Origin of the sequence: Nocardiopsis chromatogenes YIM 90109 (assembly GCF_000341185.1) — a bacterium.
Classification (GTDB): Bacteria; Actinomycetota; Actinomycetes; order Streptosporangiales; family Streptosporangiaceae; genus Nocardiopsis_A; species Nocardiopsis_A chromatogenes.
Map to the genome: position 1 here is coordinate 1 of NZ_ANBH01000065.1, position 16,594 is coordinate 16,594.

The 16,594-nt window shown below is 74.6% G+C and carries 14 protein-coding genes and 1 pseudogene; 11 read left to right on the forward strand and 4 right to left on the reverse strand.

Annotated elements, in window-relative coordinates:
- Positions 1–237 precede the first annotated feature (237 nt).
- Positions 238–2,994, forward strand: a complete 2,757-nt coding sequence (locus D476_RS32345) for a BTAD domain-containing putative transcriptional regulator (RefSeq protein WP_051061629.1) — start codon at positions 238–240, stop codon at positions 2,992–2,994.
- Positions 2,948–3,424: a tetratricopeptide repeat protein gene (locus D476_RS39630; RefSeq protein ID WP_051061631.1), complete on the forward strand. Its 477-nt coding sequence runs from the start codon at positions 2,948–2,950 to the stop codon at positions 3,422–3,424. Before D476_RS32345 ends, D476_RS39630 begins: the two co-directional genes overlap by 47 nt.
- Positions 3,425–3,637: 213 nt before the next feature.
- Here the strand turns inward: D476_RS39630 and D476_RS35470 are convergent.
- Positions 3,638–4,030, reverse strand: a pseudogene (locus D476_RS35470) (IS30 family transposase); the annotation flags it as partial.
- A gap of 366 nt (positions 4,031–4,396) precedes the next feature.
- Between D476_RS35470 and proC the strand changes: the two are divergent.
- From proC to ccsB, 8 genes are all read left to right on the forward strand, one after another.
- Positions 4,397–5,188, forward strand: a complete 792-nt coding sequence (gene proC, locus D476_RS0106545) for a pyrroline-5-carboxylate reductase (protein WP_017623160.1) — start codon at positions 4,397–4,399, stop codon at positions 5,186–5,188.
- Between the two features lie 105 nt (positions 5,189–5,293).
- Positions 5,294–6,472: an acetoin utilization protein AcuC gene (locus D476_RS0106550; RefSeq protein WP_017623161.1), complete on the forward strand. Its 1,179-nt coding sequence runs from the start codon at positions 5,294–5,296 to the stop codon at positions 6,470–6,472.
- 65 nt (positions 6,473–6,537) lie between these two features.
- On the forward strand, positions 6,538–7,341 hold the full coding sequence (locus D476_RS0106555) for a phosphatase (RefSeq protein ID WP_017623162.1): 804 nt from the start codon (positions 6,538–6,540) through the stop codon (positions 7,339–7,341).
- A 280-nt stretch (positions 7,342–7,621) separates the two neighbouring features.
- Complete coding sequence (locus D476_RS0106560) at positions 7,622–7,825, forward strand: helix-turn-helix domain-containing protein (RefSeq protein WP_017538107.1); 204 nt, start codon at positions 7,622–7,624, stop codon at positions 7,823–7,825.
- A 330-nt stretch (positions 7,826–8,155) separates the two neighbouring features.
- Positions 8,156–8,767 carry a TlpA family protein disulfide reductase gene (locus D476_RS0106565; protein WP_026123300.1) on the forward strand — a complete coding sequence of 204 codons (612 nt, stop codon included), beginning with the start codon at positions 8,156–8,158 and terminating at the stop codon, positions 8,765–8,767.
- Positions 8,764–9,606 carry a cytochrome c biogenesis CcdA family protein gene (locus D476_RS0106570; protein WP_017623164.1) on the forward strand — a complete coding sequence of 281 codons (843 nt, stop codon included), beginning with the start codon at positions 8,764–8,766 and terminating at the stop codon, positions 9,604–9,606. The genes D476_RS0106565 and D476_RS0106570 overlap by 4 nt, the downstream gene beginning before the upstream one ends.
- A gap of 3 nt (positions 9,607–9,609) precedes the next feature.
- Entirely contained in the window at positions 9,610–11,220 is a 1,611-nt protein-coding gene (gene resB, locus D476_RS0106575; protein ID WP_017623165.1) for a cytochrome c biogenesis protein ResB, read from the forward strand.
- 3 nt (positions 11,221–11,223) lie between these two features.
- Positions 11,224–12,330, forward strand: a complete 1,107-nt coding sequence (gene ccsB, locus D476_RS0106580) for a c-type cytochrome biogenesis protein CcsB (RefSeq protein WP_017623166.1) — start codon at positions 11,224–11,226, stop codon at positions 12,328–12,330.
- A gap of 1,546 nt (positions 12,331–13,876) precedes the next feature.
- On the opposite strand, the gene D476_RS0106585 is transcribed toward ccsB, so the two are convergent.
- Both D476_RS0106585 and D476_RS0106590 read right to left on the reverse strand, forming a co-directional pair.
- Complete coding sequence (locus D476_RS0106585) at positions 13,877–14,230, reverse strand: PLD nuclease N-terminal domain-containing protein (RefSeq protein WP_017623167.1); 354 nt, start codon at positions 14,228–14,230, stop codon at positions 13,877–13,879.
- Positions 14,231–14,348: 118 nt separating this feature from the next.
- Positions 14,349–14,549 carry a BldC family transcriptional regulator gene (locus D476_RS0106590; protein WP_026123301.1) on the reverse strand — a complete coding sequence of 67 codons (201 nt, stop codon included), beginning with the start codon at positions 14,547–14,549 and terminating at the stop codon, positions 14,349–14,351.
- A gap of 301 nt (positions 14,550–14,850) precedes the next feature.
- On the opposite strand from D476_RS0106590, the gene D476_RS0106595 reads away from it, so the two are divergent.
- Positions 14,851–15,267: a DUF4229 domain-containing protein gene (locus D476_RS0106595; RefSeq protein WP_017623169.1), complete on the forward strand. Its 417-nt coding sequence runs from the start codon at positions 14,851–14,853 to the stop codon at positions 15,265–15,267.
- Positions 15,268–15,395: 128 nt separating this feature from the next.
- On the opposite strand, the gene D476_RS0106600 is transcribed toward D476_RS0106595, so the two are convergent.
- Positions 15,396–16,594 (reverse strand): hypothetical protein (locus tag D476_RS0106600; RefSeq protein WP_017623170.1); only part of this gene is annotated, 1,199 nt, incomplete at its 5' end.

Sequence of the window (16,594 nt, forward strand, 5' to 3'; positions counted from 1 at the left end):
TACTCACGAACAGAACCAGCCATAGAAGGCACTGGCGGTGTCATGTCCATCGCAAGGCCGCTGTGTTCCCGAAAAGCGAGGAGTCAGCCTGGGCGCGCTGTCGACCGATGAGAACGCGGCGAGGGGCGTGCCTGGGCGCCGCTCAGTAGGCCATGGCCCCTGCAACCACCCTCTAGGACCGTGTCCGGCCCCGGTGCGGGAGGGACTGTTCCGGGGACACGCCCTAGCCTTGGAGCCATGCGATTCGGTGTGCTCGGTCCGGTCGAGGCGCGCACGGAGGACGGGGAACAGGTCGCCGTCCCCGGGGCGAAGGTGCGTGCCCTGCTCGCGGCCCTGCTGGTGGCCGAGGGCGAACCCGTGTCCGCCGACCGGCTCCTGGAGGACCTCTGGGGCCCGGACGCCCCCGCCGGGGCCGCGCCGCTGCAGACCGCCGTCTCCCGTCTGCGCCGGGCCCTGGACGCGGCCGAGCCCGGGGCCCGCGAGCGGGTCGAGTCCGGACCGTCGGGCTACCGGCTCCGCGTGGGCCGCGGCGAACTGGACGTCCACCGGTTCGCCGAACTGCTGGAGCGCGCCCGCACCGCCCCGGCCCCCGCCGACGCGGCCGCGGCGCTCGACCGGGCCCTGGCCCTGTGGCGGGGCCCGGCCCTGGCCGACCACGCCGACGCCCCGTTCGCCGCCGCCGCCGTCGCGCGCTGGGAGGAGCGGCGCGCGGCCGCCCGGGAGGAGCTGGCCGAGGCCCGGCTGGCGCTGGGCGAGCACGCCGCCCTCGTCGGCGACCTGGACCCGCTGCTGCGCGCCCACCCGCTGCGGGAGCGCCTGCGCGCCGCCCACATGCGCGCCCTGTACCTCTCCGGCCGCCAGGCCGAGGCCCTGGAGAGCTACCGCGACTTCCGGGCGCTGCTGGCCGAGGAGGTCGGCGTCGACCCCGGCCCCGGGCTGGAGCGGCTGCACGCCGAGATCCTCGACCGGTCGGTGGAGGGGGCCGGGGACGGCGGCCCGCCGTCCCGCAAGGGCAACCTCCCGGCGCCGATCATCGAGCCGGTCGGCCGCGAGGAGGACACCGGCCGGCTCGTCGCCCTCCTCGACAGGGTCCGGCTGACCACCCTCACCGGCCCCGGCGGGGTCGGCAAGACCACGCTCGCCCTGCAGGTCGCCGACCGCGCCCGGGACCGCTTCCCCGACGGGGTGTGGCTCGTTGAGCTGTTGGAGCGGGACGGCGCCCAGGCCGACGGCGAGCGGCTGGCCGAGCACGTGGCGGCCGCGCTGGAGCTGCGCGACGGGCGCACGGAGCCCGGCATGCGCTCGGCGGCCGACCGCCTCACCACCGTCCTGCGGGACCGCCGGGCGCTGCTGGTGCTGGACAACTGCGAGCAGGTGAGCGCCGCCGCCGGGCAGCTCGTCGAGCGCCTGCTGGGCGCCGCCCCGGGGCTGCGGGTGCTGGCCACCAGCCGCGAACCGCTGGGCGTATCCGGCGAGTCGCTGTACAGGGTGCCCGTGCTCGCCCCCGACGACGCGGTGCGGCTGTTCGCCGAGCGCGCCTCGGACGCCGCCCCCGGGTTCGTGCTGGACGGACGCAACGCCGAGGCGGTCGCGGCGATCTGCTGCCGCCTCGACGGCCTGCCCAAGGCCGTGAAGCTGGCCGCGACCCGGATCCGCGGCATGGGCGTGGCCGAGCTGGCCGAGCGCCTCGACGACCGGTTCCGCGTGCTGGCCGACCCGGCCTCGGGGGCGCACCGCCGGACACTGCGGGAGGTGGTCGACTGGAGCTGGGACCTGCTCGGGGAGCGGGAGCGCACGGTGCTCCGGCGGATCAGCGTGCAGGTGGGCTCCTTCCCGCCCGCGGCGGCCGAGGCGGTGGCCGCACCGCGGCCCTACGGGGAGCCCGAGGGCGACGAGCACGTGTGGGAGGTGCTGGCGCGCCTGGTGGACCGCTCCCTGGTGGAGGTGGAGCACCGGCCCGACGGCACCGCCCGCTACCGGCTGCTGGAGACCATCGGCGCCTACGGGCGCGAGCGGCTCGCCGAGGCGGGCGAAGCGGGGCGCGCCCGCGGCCTGTACGTCGCGCACTGGGCGGCGGTCGGCGAGGAGGCCGCGGCGCGTCTGCGCGGCTCCGGCCAGCGGCGCGCCCTGGAGGCGTTGGACGCGGACGGGCCGAACCTCGGCACGGCGCTCGCGCGCGCCGCGGAGGACGGCGACGCCGAGTCCGCGCTGCGCCTCGCCGTGGCCCTGGGGTGGCACCGCTACCTGCGCGGGCGCAACGGCGAGGCGGTGCGCGACCTGACCCTGGCCCTGGAGGCGCCGGGGGCGGCCCCGGACGGGCTCCGGGCCCGCGCCCTGGCGTGGCGGTCGGTGCTCGGGCGGATGTGCGGCTGCGCGGAGGAGGCGGCCACCGACGCGCGGGCCGCCCTGAGCGCCCTGGAGGCCGCGGGCCTGCACGCCGAACTGGCCGAGGCGCGCGCCCTCATGGCCCTGGTGCCCGCGTTCGCGGGCGGCGGGGGAGGGCTGCCCTCCGCGGGGCAGCTGGCCCAGGCGGCGCTCGACGGGTTCACCGCCCTGGACGACACGTGGGGGAGGGCGTTCGCGCTGTACGGCCGCGCCTGGGACCTGCTGCGGCGGGGCGACCTCGACGCGGCGCGCCGCGACGCCGAGGAGTGCCACCGGCTGTTCCTGCGCACCGGCGACCCGTGGGGCGAGTCGCGAGGGGCCGGGCTGCTGGGCGTGCTCGCGACGATCACGGGCGACTACGCGCAGGCCCGGCGCCGCCAGGAGCGGGCGCAGCGGTCGGCCGAGGAGGCGGGGCTGTGGGCGGCCGCCGCCGAGGAGCTGGTGCGGCTCCGGGGGGCGGGGNGCGCTGGCCACCCGCGACCTGGCCGCCGCCGACCGCTACAACCGGCAGGCGCTGAGCCGCCTGGGCGCGGACCGCTGCACCGGCCCGGCGACGCTGGCCATGGGCGGCCTGGGGATGGCGGCCCGGCGCCGGGGCGACCTCGATGAGGCCGAGGCGCACCTGCGGCCGGTGCTGGAGGTGCACGAGGAGGAGGGGTACCAGCCGGGGCGGGCCTCGGTCCTGGCCGAGCTGGGCTTCGCCGCGGAGATGCGCGGCGACGCGGCCCTGGCCCGGCGGCTGCACCTGGAGGGCCTGGAGGCGTCCCGGGGCACGGGCGACCCCCGCGCGGTGGCCCAGGCCCTGGAGGGGCTGGCCGGGACCGACGTGCTGGAGGGGATGGCCGGGAACGCGGCCCGCCTGCTGGGCACCGCCCAGGCGGCCCGCGAGGCCACGGGGGCGCCCCAGCCCGCCCCGGAGCGGTTCGACGTCGACCGCATCACCGGCGCGGCACGGGCGGCCCTGGGCGAGGAGAGGTTCGCCGCCCTGCACGAGGAGGGCCGGAACCGCTCATGGGAAGAGGCGTCCCCGGTGCCGTAGACGGGATGGGCCGTAGCCGGGCCCGGCCGGTCCCCCGCTTGCAGGCCCTGGCCATCCGCCGGGGCGTGGGGTGAAGGGCGGCGACGACACGGGCCGGGGCTGGGGGTGGGCGCCCCGGTCGGCCTCCGGGCCCGGAGCTGGGCCCGGCGGGACCGCCGCCCGGAGTGCATCCTGGGCATTCCGGACACGCCGCGGGGGTTCGGCGAGGTGGTGTCAATCGGTTGTTGCAACGAGGTGGTCGTTGAGGGCCTCGGCGGGGGTGCGGTAGCCCAGGGTCTTGCGGGGCCGGTTGTTGAGCAGGTCCTGGACCCGCGCCAGCTCGTCGGCCCCGACTTCGTTGAAGTCGGTGACGCCCTTGGGGAAGTAGTCGCGCACCAGCCGGTCGGTGTTCTCGTTGGTGCCGCGCCGCCGGGGCGAGTGCGGGTCGCAGAAGGACACCGGAGCCCCGGTGGCCACCGAGAACTCGGCGTGGCGGGCCATCTCGATGCCCTGGTCCCAGGCCAGGGACCGCTTGAGCGCGGCGGGCAGGGCGCCGATGTGCTCGGACAGGGCCGCGCCCACGCTCCGCGCGGCGCGGTCGTCCACCTTGCAGAGCAGCACGAAGCGGGTGGAGCGCTCCGATCAGCGGTTTCGCGTAGGTTTCACCACCATGGATGCCCCCGGGGAGCCCGGGAAGGGGGTTCCAGCCCCAGCCGGAGGTGCGGTGCGGCCCTCGGGCGGCGACGAGTGTGCTGTTTCGACCGCCACCTCGCATCCGGTGTGCACTTTCGTGCACGCTCGACGACCGAGCGGGCCCGGGGCCAGTAGGCGGGGGACCAGCTCCGCCGTCGCCGCCTCTTCACCTGGCACTCCTGGCGGCCCGGCGCCCGGCCGGGTCCGAGCCCAGGGGGCCCATGCCCCGGAAACCGCCGGACGCGTCACACTGCGCTCCGTTACCGCCATAGAGTGGAATGCGTCCGAAAGGGTGAGTGGATGATCGCGATCATTGGCGCGGGCAAGATGGGCGAGGCGCTGCTCGCCGGCCTGCTGGGGACCGGGCACGGCCCGGAGGACGTACTGGTCACCGAACCCCGCGCGGAGCACGCCGCCGAGCTCCGCGAGCGCTACGGGGTGCGCACCGTCCCGGCCGCCGAGGCCGCGGCCGCCGACGCACTGGTCCTGGCGGTCAAGCCGCAGGACATGGTCGACCTCCTGGACGAGCTCAACCCGCACCTGGGGGCGGGCACCATGGTCATCTCCGTCGCGGCCGGGATCACCACCGCCGTCCTGGAGAAGCACCTGGGCGACGGCGTCCCGGTAGTGCGTGCCATGCCCAACACCCCCGCCCTGGTCGGCAAGGGCATGACCGCCGTGACCGGCGGCCGCGCCGCCGACCCGGCCCACCTGGAGCGCGCCGAGGAGCTGCTGCGGGCGGTCGGCGAGGTGGAGGTCGTCGCCGAGCGGCACATGGACACCGTCACCGCCATCTCCGGCAGCGGCCCGGCCTACTTCTACTTCATCGCCGAGACCATGGTCGAGGCGGGCGTGGCCATGGGCATGCCCCGCGCCACCGCCCAGCGGCTGGTGCGCCAGACCATCTCCGGCGCCTCGGCGATGCTCGGCGAGTCCGGCGAGCACCCGGTCGTGCTGCGCGAGGCCGTCACCTCCCCGGGCGGCACCACCGCCGCCGCCGTGCGCGAGCTGGAGCGGCACGGGGTGCGCACCGCCTTCACCGACGCCATCGAGGCCGCCCGGGACCGCAGCCGCGCCCTCTCCGAGGGGTGACGGGGCGCGGGGCCTGCCCGGATCGCACCGCTGCGTCCGGGTGTGCTTGAGTATGTGTGTCACCGGACACACGCGTGGACCGCACCAACGCCAGGGGGAGGGCGCATGGCCTGCTCGCTGCACATCGCCTGGGACGACGGGCTGACGTCCTACAACTTCGGTCCCGAGCACCCGCTCAACCCCGTGCGGGTGGAGCTCACCATGGCCCTGTCCCGCGAACTCGGCGTGTTCGACACCCCCGGACTGTCCTTCGTCCCCGCCGAACCGGCCTCGGACGAGATGCTCAAGCTCATCCACGACCCCGGCTACATCGAGGCCGTGAAGCGGGCCGGGCACACCCTGGAGCCCGACGAGGCACACTCCCTGGGCACCCCCGACAACCCCGTCTTCCCCGACATGCACGACGCGGCGTCGCTGGTGGCGGGCGCCTCGGTGGCCGCCGCCCGCGCCGTGTGGCAGGGCGAGACCGAGCACGCCGCCAACATCGCCGGCGGCCTGCACCACGCCATGCCCGGCAACGCCTGGGGGTTCTGCGTCTACAACGACGCCTCCCTGGCCATCGCCTGGCTGCTGGAACAGGGCGCCAAGCGGGTCGCCTACGTCGACGTGGACGTGCACCACGGCGACGGCGTGCAGGCCATGTTCTACGACGACCCCCGGGTCATGACGATCAGCCTGCACGAGTCCCCGCTCACCCTGTTCCCCGGAACCGGCCGCCCCTCCGAGAGCGGCGGCCCCGGCGCCGAGGGCTACTCCGTCAACGTCGCCCTGCCCGCCGGGACCGACGACGCCCGCTGGCTGCGCGCCTTCGACGCCGTCGTGCCCCCGCTGCTGCGCGAGTTCCAGCCCGAGGTGCTGGTCACCCAGCACGGCGCGGACGCGCACGCCCTCGACCCGCTGGCCAACCTGATGCTCAGCCTGGACGGCCAGCGCCGCATCTACCGCGAGCTGCACGAGCTGGCCAAGACCACCGCCGGGGGCCGCTGGGTCGTGCTCGGCGGCGGCGGGTACGAGCTGGTGCAGGTGGTCCCGCGGGCCTGGACCCACCTGCTGGCCGAGGCCGCGGGCACCCGGGTCGACCCGGACGCGGCCACCCCGGAGGAATGGCGCCGCTTCGTGCGCGAGCGCACCGGCGACGTGCCGCCGCTGTACATGACCGACGGCCGCACCCCCGAGTTCACCCCCTTCGAGGCGGGCTTCGACCCTGCGGACCCGGTCGACCAGGCGATCCAGGCCACCCGCCGGGCGGTCTTCCCCAGCCAGGGCATCGACCCGACCCTGTAGCGGGGGCCGACAGGACAGCCACACAGCCGAGCGGCCTGCAGGCCCAGAGGAGAAGGGGGAGACGGGTGACGCCGCCTTCGCGCAGCGAGCTCATCGCGCACATGGTCAGGACGGGCATCGCCGGGCACGTGGACACCCCGCGCCAGGGGAACCTGCGGCACTACCGCAGGCTCGCCGAGCGCGACCCGTACCACATGTTCGGCCTCACCTTCGCCCGCACCTGGTCCTACCCGGACATCCTGGCGCTGATGGCCAAGCGCTGCGGCGTGGTGGCCGACCCCGCCCACGAGTCCGGCGTGGACACCATCGACCCCGACCGGACCGCCGACGCCCTGGAGGCGCTCGCCGACCGCATGGCGCGCGCCGCCCGCGACCGCGAGCGGGTCATGGTCGCCACCGGCCACCCCGTCAACCTGCACGCCACCTACCGGGGGTTCGCCCGCGCCCTGGAGCGCAGCGGCTGCCCGGTGGTCACCGCCGGGGAGGGCTTCTCCTACGCCACCGACACCGGCCACCTGCCCGGCGAGCGGGTCCTGGTCTGGCGGGACGGGGTGGGCATGGTCACCGACGCCGAGGGCGAGCCCCGGCACAGCCACCACCCCTACGCCATGGAGGCGGCCCTGGAGGACCTGCGCCGCCGCGGCGAGGCGTGGCCGCAGCTGGTCATCGCCGACCACGGGTTCGCCGGTGCGGCGGGCGAGGCGGGCATCAGTACGGCGGGGTTCGCCGACTGTAACGATCCCGCACTGTTCCTCGCCGAGGACGAGGGAAAACTGCACGCCACCGTGCCGCTGGACGACGGATACTCGACCGAGGACTACCGGCCGCTGTCGGCGTACGTCCTGCACAGGGCGGGTCTGGCGGGGTGAGCGCAGGCCCCTGGGCGGGGCCGGGAGCTTTTATACCCACCCCCTAAACCTCACGGGACCCGCCGCCCCCGTATAGCTGCAGGGACAGCAAACCCGGCCTTTCAATGCCGTGAACGCGGATCTACCCTGAAAACGGACGTGTCAGCAGTTACTTCAACGACACCCCGGCGCGGTGGCGGGGTCGGCGGCGCACCCAGGGCGCGCCGCTCCTGACGGGCCTCCGCGGCGGGGAGAGGCAGGGACACCGACGCGCACGTCCGGAAGTGAGGGCGTTCCGAACATGAACAGGAGTAAGGCTCCGCTGGAAGAGGTCAGGTTCCTGACCGTGGCCGAGGTGGCCACGATCATGCGAGTGTCCAAGATGACCGTCTACCGCATGGTCCACTCCGGTGCGCTGCCCGCGATCCGCGTGGGCCGGTCCTACCGGGTCCCCGAGCGTGCCGTGCACGACTACCTCCGAGAGGCCTTCGTCGAGGCCGGCTGACCGGTCGCGGTGCCGCTCCGGCACCGGATGAAGGCGCACCCGACGGGGGGCGGTGCAGCCCCGCCCATCGCCCTCCGGGTGAGTCCCCCGTGTGGGCCCGGTCCGTGCCGTCTGGGCCGTCCGGGCCGCGTGCGGCGTCCGTGTGCGGCCGCCGCAGGGGTGCGGGCAGGGTGGCCCGGGCGTCGCGCGGCAGGCGCGCCCCCACGTGCGGACGCCCCCTGTCCGTGCACGTCACGGCCTTGGTGAGCCCCGGGGATCAGGGGCCGGGAGCCTCTACTACACTTCGTCGTTGTCGACGATTGTGCCCGCCGTGTGTTCCGAGGTTCCCTGATGCCCTCACGCAGATCCGGCGCCCTGTGCCGTGCCGGGCGTTTGCCGGCCGCCGCCCTGGCCGCCGCGCTCCTGGCCGCCGGGTGCGCCAACGACCCGGCCGAGACCGCGGGCTCCGGCGGTGAGGACAGCCGCTACATCTCCGGTGACGGCACCGCCACCGAGTTCGCCCCCGACGAGCGGGTCGACGCCCCCGCCTACACCGGCGAGACCCTCGACGGCGAGGAGGCCTCCCTCGCCGACTACGAGGGCGGGGTGCTCGTCCTCAACGTGTGGGCGAGCTGGTGCGGCCCCTGCCGCTCGGAGACCCCCGTCCTGAACGAGGTCCACGGCGACTTCGAGGACCGGGGCGTGGAGTTCCTCGGCGTCAACATCAAGGACGACCGCGACGCCGCCGAGGCCTTCGAGCGCAAGCAGGAGGTCGCCTACCCGAGCCTGTACGACCAGCCGGGCGAGGTCCCCCAGGCGTTCCGCGACACCGTGCCGCCGCAGGCCATCCCCAGCACCCTGGTGATCGACCCCGAGGGCCGCATCGCCGCCCGCGTCATCGGCGAGACCAACTACGACCAGCTCACCGGGCTGGTGCAGACGGTCGTCGAGGAGCAGGAATGATCGCCGAGACGGTGATCGGGGGGTCGCTGCTGCTGGCGGTCCCGCTGGCGGCCGCCGCCGGGCTGGTCTCCTTCCTGTCGCCGTGCGTGCTGCCGCTGGTGCCGGGCTACCTCTCCTACGTCACCGGCATGTCCGGCGCCGACATGGCCGCCCGGAACCGGGCCGCCCGCGAGGCCGCCCGCGAGGCCGGGCGCGCGGAGGCGGGTCCGGGTGCGGGCACCGCCACCGCGGTGCGCACCGCCGACGAGGAGCTGCAGGCCCGCAAGTGGAGCATGCTGGCCGGGAGCCTGCTCTTCATCGCCGGGTTCACCTTCGTGTTCGTCGCGGTCGGCGTGTTCATCGGCGGTGTCGGCGGGCTGCTCATCGACTACGCCGACACCATCACCCGGGTGCTCGGCGTGCTCACCATCGCCCTGGGCCTGGCCTTCATGGGCGTGCTGCCCGGGCTGAACCGCGAGTTCCGCTTCCACCGCCTGCCCGGCGCGGGCCTGGCCGGGGCCCCGCTGCTGGGCGTCCTGTTCGGCCTCGGCTGGACGCCGTGCATCGGCCCCACCCTCGCCGCCGTGCAGACGCTGGCCTTCACCGAGGGCAGCGCCGCGCGCGGGGCGCTGCTGTCGCTGGCCTACTGCATCGGCCTGGGCCTGCCGTTCGTGGCGGCCTCGCTGGCCTACCGGCGCGCGCTGGGGGCGTTCTCCTGGGCGCGCCGCCACACCCGCGCGATCACCGCCGTCGGCGGCGGCATGCTCGTCCTCGTGGGGCTGCTGCTGGTCACCGGCGTGTGGGCGGACATCACGGCGGTCATGCAGGGCTGGACGCAGGGCTTCGAGACGGTGATCTGACCCATGGCGACCACGAGCACCCGCAAGAAGGGCGACAGGACGGACGGCGCGGGCGGAGCCGGGGCGCCGGGCGGCCTGTCCCCGCTGGGGTGGGCCCGCTGGGCCTGGCGGATCCTCACCTCCATGCGCACCGCGCTCATCCTGCTGTTCATGCTGGCCCTGGGCGCCATCCCGGGCTCCATGCTCCCCCAGCGCGTGGTCAGCCCCGACCAGGTCGCCCAGTACTACACCGAGCACCCCGAGCTCGCGCCCTGGCTGGAGCGGTTCTTCCTCTTCGACGTCTACTCCTCGCCCTGGTACGCGGCGATCTACCTGCTGCTGTTCGTCTCCCTGACCGGGTGCGTCATCCCCCGCGCCCTGGCGCACCTGCGCCTGGTGCGGGCGCGTCCCCCGAAGACGCCGCGCAACCTGGGCCGCATGCCCTACTCGGCCCGCTTCACTACCGACGCCGAACCCGAGCGGGTGCTGGAGCGGGGCCGCTCCGTGTTCAAGCGGTACCGGCTGGAGCGCTACGGCGACTCCCTCTCCGGGGAGACCGGCTACCTGCGCGAGGCCGGGAACGTGGTCTTCCACGTCGCCCTGCTGGGCCTGCTCGTCTCCCTGGCGGCCGGGTACGCCCTCGGCTACCGCGGGAACATGCTCGTCGCCGAGGGCGACGGCTTCGCCAACACGCTGACCTCCTACGACTCCTTCTACCCCGGGGTGGCGGCCGACCAGGACGAACTGGCGCCGTTCTCCTTCACCCTGGACTCCTTCGACGCGAAGTTCGTCGAGGACGGCGGGTTCAGCGGCCAGGCCGAGTCCTTCCGGGGCGAGATGACCTACAAGGACCACCCCGGTGCCCGGGAGCGCCACCACACGCTGGAGGTCAACGAGCCGCTGTCGGTCGGCGGGGTGCAGGTGTACCTGCTGGGCCACGGCTACGCCCCCGAGTTCGAGGTGCGCGACGGCGAGGGCGAGGTCGTCTTCGACCAGCCGGTGCCGTTCCTGCCGCGCAACGGGGACCCCGGCCAGACCTCCGACGGCGTGGTCAAGGTGCCCGACGCCCTCCCCGAGGGCCTCGGCTTCGAGGGCGTCTTCCTGCCCACCGCCCAGGAGCGCACGGGCGAGGACGGGGAGTCGGAGCTGGCCTCGGTGTTCCCCTCGCCCGAGGACCCCGCGGTCACCCTCACCGCCTACGCCGGCGACCTGGGCATGCGCCAGGCGCAGTCGGTGTACCAGCTGGACACCTCCCGGATGGAGGAGCTGGGCGCCTCCGAGACGCTGCGCCCCGGCGACACCTGGGAGCTGCCCGACGGCGCCGGGGAGATCACCTTCAAGGGGTACAAGGACTTCGCGACCCTGCAGATGACGCACAACCCGGGCCGCCTGCCCGCCCTGCTGTCCGCCGCGCTGGCGGTGCTGGGGCTGCTCGGCACCCTGTTCGTGCGCCCCCGCCGGGCGTGGGTGCGCGCGTCCGCCGGACCGGACGGGCGTACGGTTGTCGAGGTGGCGGGGCTCGGCAAGACCGAGTCGACCGCCAACGGCCAGGAGTTCCACCGCCTGGCGACCGAGCTCAGAGACCGGCTGCGGGAGGACCCCGCGGCCGACGGACCCGCATCGTCGAAGGAGTAGCCGGTGGTGTACCAGCTCGCCGCTGAGACGGCGGCGGAACAGGACCTGGCGTCGTTCAGCGACCACCTGATCATCGCGATGATCGTGGCCTACGCCGTCGCCCTGTTCCTGTTCGCCCTGGAGGCGGCCTACGGCCGCCGCACGGCCCTGAAGGGCAACCGCCTGGTGCCGGTGGGCGCCGCAGCCCCGGCCGCGGCGGGCGGGCACGGCGGCGAGGCGTCCGCCGCGGCCGGCGGCTCCTCCACTGTGGACCTGGACGCCGCACCGGCGCCCGGCGCCGGCGGTGGCACCGGCGGTGAGCGCGACGGCGACGACCTGAGCTTCTCCGTGCGCGGCTCCGAGCCGCAGGCGTCGGCCTCGCGCAACGTCCTGGGGGCGATCGCGCTGGTCGTGGCCGGGGTGGGCTTCGTGCTCAACCTGGCCCAGATCGTCACCCGGGGGCTGGCCGCCGACCGCTGGCCCTGGGGCAACATGTTCGAGTTCGTCGTGGCGATCAGCCTGTGCTCCGTTGCGGCCTTCCTCTACGCGGCCCTGCGCTACCAGGCCCGCTACCTGGGCACCTTCATCCTGCTGCCGGTGGTGCTGCTGCTCGGCATCGCCGCCCGCTGGCTCTACACCGAGACCGGCCCGCTGGTCCCGGCGCTGCACTCGTACTGGATCGCCATCCACGTCTCCGCGGCCATCGTGGCCACCGGCGCGTTCATGGTCTCCGGCGCCGCCGCCATCACCTACCTGCTGTCCCACCGGACCGAGGCCAAGCGCGCCATGGGCGAGCGGGTGGCCGGGATCGCGGCCAAGCTGCCCAGCCCCGAGCTGCTGGACCGGGTCTCGCACCGGTTCGTGGTGATCGCCTTCCCGCTGTGGACCTTCGCCATCATCGCCGGGGCGATCTGGGCGGACGAGGCCTGGGGCCGCTTCTGGGGCTGGGACCCCAAGGAGGTCTGGTCCTTCATCACGTGGGTCATCTACGCCGCCTACCTGCACGCCCGCGCGACCGCCGGGTGGAAGGGCACCCGCTCGGCCTGGATCGGCGTGCTCGGCTTCGCCGCCCTGATGTTCAACTTCTTCGGGGTGAACTACATGTTCAGCGGACTGCACAGCTACGCCTGAGGGCCGTGCAGGAGGACGGGCCCGGCCCGGTTCCCCGCTCACGGCCCCCGGCCGGGTGGCGGGTCGGCGGGGTGTGAGGGTGAAGGCGGCGACGACGACAGGGGTCCGCGGCCCTTCCGGAAGCGTTGTCGGCCGTGCGGCGTGTACGTGCTCGCCGTGATCGGCGGCGACGGAGTGACGGAGCGGTTCCCCGGCCCTGCTTGCCGTCCGGCGGGTCTCTCGCGGACCGGGTGGGGCGGTGCAGCCCCCGGGGGTCGCGCTCTTCGACATCCAGAACGGCGCCCTGGCCCGCACCGCACCACCCGTTAGTGCCGTGACCTGGGGGAATACTCCGCGTTAGGTGCGGGCGGGGGCGGGAAGCGCGCCCAACGACGTTCCCGGCGGCCCCGAGGCGACGAAGAGCGCGATTCCAGAACAGGTTCTGGGAACGATATGCCCTATTCGTGCCCGATCGGGGTGTTCGGCTCGGGCGCGGGTGCGGGCGCGGGGTCGCCTGGGCGCTTCAGTCGGGCTCCCCGGGCCCACACGGGGCCGATATCGACTACAGGCGGTGACGCCGGGCCCGACAAACGGCCCAGGCATGCCGTTTAGGGGCCTTCTGGCGCCGGATCCCGTTCACGTATCGCGATGAACGCACACCCGCGCCGCCCGCGAAGCCGCCCCGGCCGTCGAACGGGGTGCGGGAGGCGCTCCGGGGGCCAGGAAACCGGGTGAAGCGGACATCGGGCCGGTGGTGGCGTGGCCGGAACCAGCATTTTGGGTCCCGAGGGCGTCCCCGGGGGCATCCTGCGCGGCGGAATCGCCATTTTCAGGGCGATCAGGTGCTGATTCCACCACGCAGGACCACGGAAGGCCCTTCCTTCTCCCCGGTATGCCCGGAAGGTGAGTCCATCCGCGATGATCGCGACGGAAGCGCTGTCATTCCGGCGGTTTCGACGGCACAATCGTCGCGATCATGGTGGGGAGGGTGCACTGGCCCGGCGGCCGCCACGAACGCGAATATGCTTCACCTTCCCGGCCGCGCCGCCCCACCCGGTCCGCGAGAGACCCGCCGGACGGCAAGCAGGGCCGGGGAACCGCCCCGTCACTCCGTCGCCGCCGACCGCGGTGACCACGCACACGCCGCACGGCCGACAGCGCTTCCGGAAGGGCCGCGGACCCCTGTCGTCGCCGCTCTTCTCCCTCACACCCCGCAGGCCCGTCGCCCGGCCGGGGCCCGTGAGCGGGGCACCGGCTCCGCCGTCACCGCCAAGCGCAGCGACCACGCACACGCCCGCCACCCGACGACGCTGCGGTGAGGGTCGCCGACCTTCGTCGTCGCCGCCTCGGCCCCTCACGCCGAGGGTCTGCCGCCCGGCCGGAGCCCCCGAGCGGGGCACCCGGCCATGCCGCCCGCCTGCACCGCCGGGGATCGGGCGGAGGGCAGGCGGGGCCGGGGAACGGGGAGGGGGTCCGGATGGGGCGTGAGGCGTACCGGATGAGGGCGGCGCCGACGGCCGCGGCGCCTTGAGGGACGGCGCCGCGGCCGTCGAGGCCCTCCGCCCGCCTACTCGTCCGGATTGATGCGCTTGTTCAGACGGCGCAGGAACTCGGGGTCGTCGTCGGGGCCGATCGGACCGGGGTGTCCCGGGTCGGCCTGGGCGTCGGCCGGGTCGGCGTCCGCGAAGGCGGACGCGGGCCGGTCCGGCGCGGCCGGTCCGGGGGCCGGGGCCATCGTCCGCGGGCGGCCCAGGAAGAGCCAGAGCAGCGGGCCGACGGGGGTGAACACGACGATCGCGATCAGCCACAGGAGCTTGGGCAGGTTGCGGACCTCCGATGCCGGGGTGGTGAGCGCGTCGAAGAACGCGTACACCCAGAGCACGATCGTGAGCAGCGTGAACAGGCCTGCGAGCCACACCATGGGTCCAGCCTATCCGCGATCCGCCGCGTACGCGCGGGGACCGACGTGTCGCTCGGCGCACCGACCGGGGGTGCACGGTTTCGGGGGAGCGGTCCTCCTCGTGCGGATCGCTGCGAGATCAGGGGGCGGACTCGGTGGCCTCGCCGTGGAGCAGCGCCCGGACCTCGGACTCACGGAACCTCCGGTGGCCGCCGGGGGTGCGGATGCTGCTGATGCGCCCCGATGCGGCCCACCGGGTCACGGTCTTGGGGTCGACCCGGAAGAGCGAGGCGACCTCTCCGGGGGTCAATAGACGTTCGCTTCCTCTTTCCACCTTCACAATCCCCCTTCGGGCCCGCCGTGTGGTCTGGGGGAGGCGGGCGTTTGATCCCCTAGTGTGCACGAGATAGTCCGTTTCCTCCCTAGTTTTCGTAAAAACCGGGGGGAACAGGGGGAGTGTGCGCGATATGTGATCGGACCGTGACCTTCGAATAGAGGTGTCGGATTCGATACGTCCCATCATCCGCGGCAAGGCTCCCCGCGAGGGCAGCGCCGGAAGGCCCCTTACCCTGGAAGGGGCGCTCGGCGATGCCGCCGACCCCCACGATAGTGAACCAGACCACCCCATGTGAGGCAGTTTCATGCGCAGCGTCCTCGCCTATACCGCCGCACGGCTCCTGCTGTTCGGCGTCGCCTACGGCGTCATGTACCTCCTGGGGGCCCGCGCATGGCTCGCGGTGATCCTTGCGGCCCTGGTCAGCGGCCTGGTCAGCTACATCCTGCTCTCCCGCCAGCGCGATGCGGTCTCCGAGCGGATCACCGCCCGGACCGACCGGATGAGCCGCCGCCTGGTGGAGGGGGCCGCCCACGAGGACGGCGGCGGCCTCCCGGATGCCGCGTCCGCGCCGAAATCGGCCGGATCCGGCCGCGGGGACGGCGGCACCGGAACCGGCGATCCGGCCGGGGATGCCGAAACGGCCGCGGAGGACGCCGGGAGTGCGGAGAAGGCGGAGGGGTCCGCCGGGGGTGGGAAGCAGGAGGCGGCCGGTACCGCCTGACCGGTCCCCGTGCTCCTCACCCCCGTTCACCCCGTCCCCGAGGCGCCGGGTGGCACGGAAGCGGCACGGAAAGGGCGCACGGCGGGGGCCCATCGCCCCGCCGCGCGCCCCGCGCGCCGCCCATCGGCCTACTCCAAGGGGAACATCCCGACCCGGGCCCGGTCCCGGCCGCCCAGGCGCGTGGTGTCGCTGCCCACGTACAGCCCGTCCTCGGTGGCGGTGAGCGCCTCGGCCCCGTGCCCCCGGCTGCGCCCCGGGTTCCACGGCAGTGCCCGGCCGGTGAACGGGTGGACCGCCGCGATCCCCTCGCGCTCGACCGCCCCCGGGCCCGCGTCGTGGTCCCCGCGCGGGTTGTCCATCCACCGCTGGTGCCCGCCGGCGTAGACGGCCGCCCCGGTGGCCTCCACCGAGTAGAGCGAGTCGCCCCCGGTGTAATTGGTCCAGGTCGGCCGCGCACCCGCGCGGTCGGTGTTCTCCCAGCGGGCGACCGTCTTGCACAGGCCCGGCTTGACGTTCGGCCCGCCGGCGGTGACCACTGCGAAGTAGGACCCGTCCGGCGCGAAGTCGATCTGGCGCATATAGGTGTGCATCCGCGAGTAGTCGCACTCGGCGGCGTAGGAATCGGTCGACCACCGGCTCAGCCGCGCGGGGGAGGAGGCGGTGTCCACCATCGCGATCTGCGGGCGCCGCTGCCCCTGCACCTCCATGAAGGTCCCGGCGATGACCAGGCGGTCCCCGTCCGGGCTCAGGGCCAGGTCCTGGACGCGCAGCGAGCCGCGCCGCTGCTCGCCGATCGCGATGGAGAAGTCCCGGTCCGCCGCGCCGGTGCGCGCGTCGAGGCGGGCGATGCCGCGGTCGCCCCCGCCGCCCGCCGAGGAGAAGGAGCCGCCCGCGTACAGGTCGTCGCCGTGCCGGGCCAGGCGGTAGACGCTGCCGCGGCCGATCCGCGCGTCGAACCCGTGGTCGAGGCGGCCGTCGCTGCGCACCAGCGCCGCCCCGCGGACCGGCGTGGCTCCGACGCGGGTGAACGAACCGCCGATGTAGACCCCGTCGTCGGCGGCGACGACCGAGGCCACGGTGTTGTCGGGGTCGGGGGAGAAGCCGAGGATCCGCCCGGTGCCGTGCTCGAAGGCGAACAGGTTGCTGCGGCGGTAGACGGTGGACCGGTCCGGCGAGGCGACCCGCTGGAACGAGCCGCCGACGTAGACGGTGTCGCCGACCCGGGTGATCGCCTTGACCCTGCCGTCGAGCACGTGCGGTGTCCAGTCGACCGGCCGCTCGCCGACCACCTCCGCGTGCGCCGCCGGTGCGGCGGGCGCCCGGGGGG

What these genes read in the sequence shown, in the direction of transcription:
- D476_RS0106550 (WP_017623161.1), top strand. Translation starts at nt 5,294, where the DNA reads ATGGCCTGCTCGCTGCACATCGCCTGGGACGACGGGCTGACGTCCTAC.
- D476_RS0106565 (WP_026123300.1), top strand. Translation starts at nt 8,156, where the DNA reads ATGCCCTCACGCAGATCCGGCGCCCTGTGCCGTGCCGGGCGTTTGCCG.
- D476_RS39630 (WP_051061631.1), top strand. Translation starts at nt 2,948, where the DNA reads ATGGGCGGCCTGGGGATGGCGGCCCGGCGCCGGGGCGACCTCGATGAG.
- proC (WP_017623160.1), top strand. Translation starts at nt 4,397, where the DNA reads ATGATCGCGATCATTGGCGCGGGCAAGATGGGCGAGGCGCTGCTCGCC.
- D476_RS0106585 (WP_017623167.1), bottom strand. Translation starts at nt 14,230, where the DNA reads ATGGTGTGGCTCGCAGGCCTGTTCACGCTGCTCACGATCGTGCTCTGG.
- D476_RS0106560 (WP_017538107.1), top strand. Translation starts at nt 7,622, where the DNA reads ATGAACAGGAGTAAGGCTCCGCTGGAAGAGGTCAGGTTCCTGACCGTG.
- D476_RS0106595 (WP_017623169.1), top strand. Translation starts at nt 14,851, where the DNA reads ATGCGCAGCGTCCTCGCCTATACCGCCGCACGGCTCCTGCTGTTCGGC.
- resB (WP_017623165.1), top strand. Translation starts at nt 9,610, where the DNA reads ATGGCGACCACGAGCACCCGCAAGAAGGGCGACAGGACGGACGGCGCG.
- D476_RS0106570 (WP_017623164.1), top strand. Translation starts at nt 8,764, where the DNA reads ATGATCGCCGAGACGGTGATCGGGGGGTCGCTGCTGCTGGCGGTCCCG.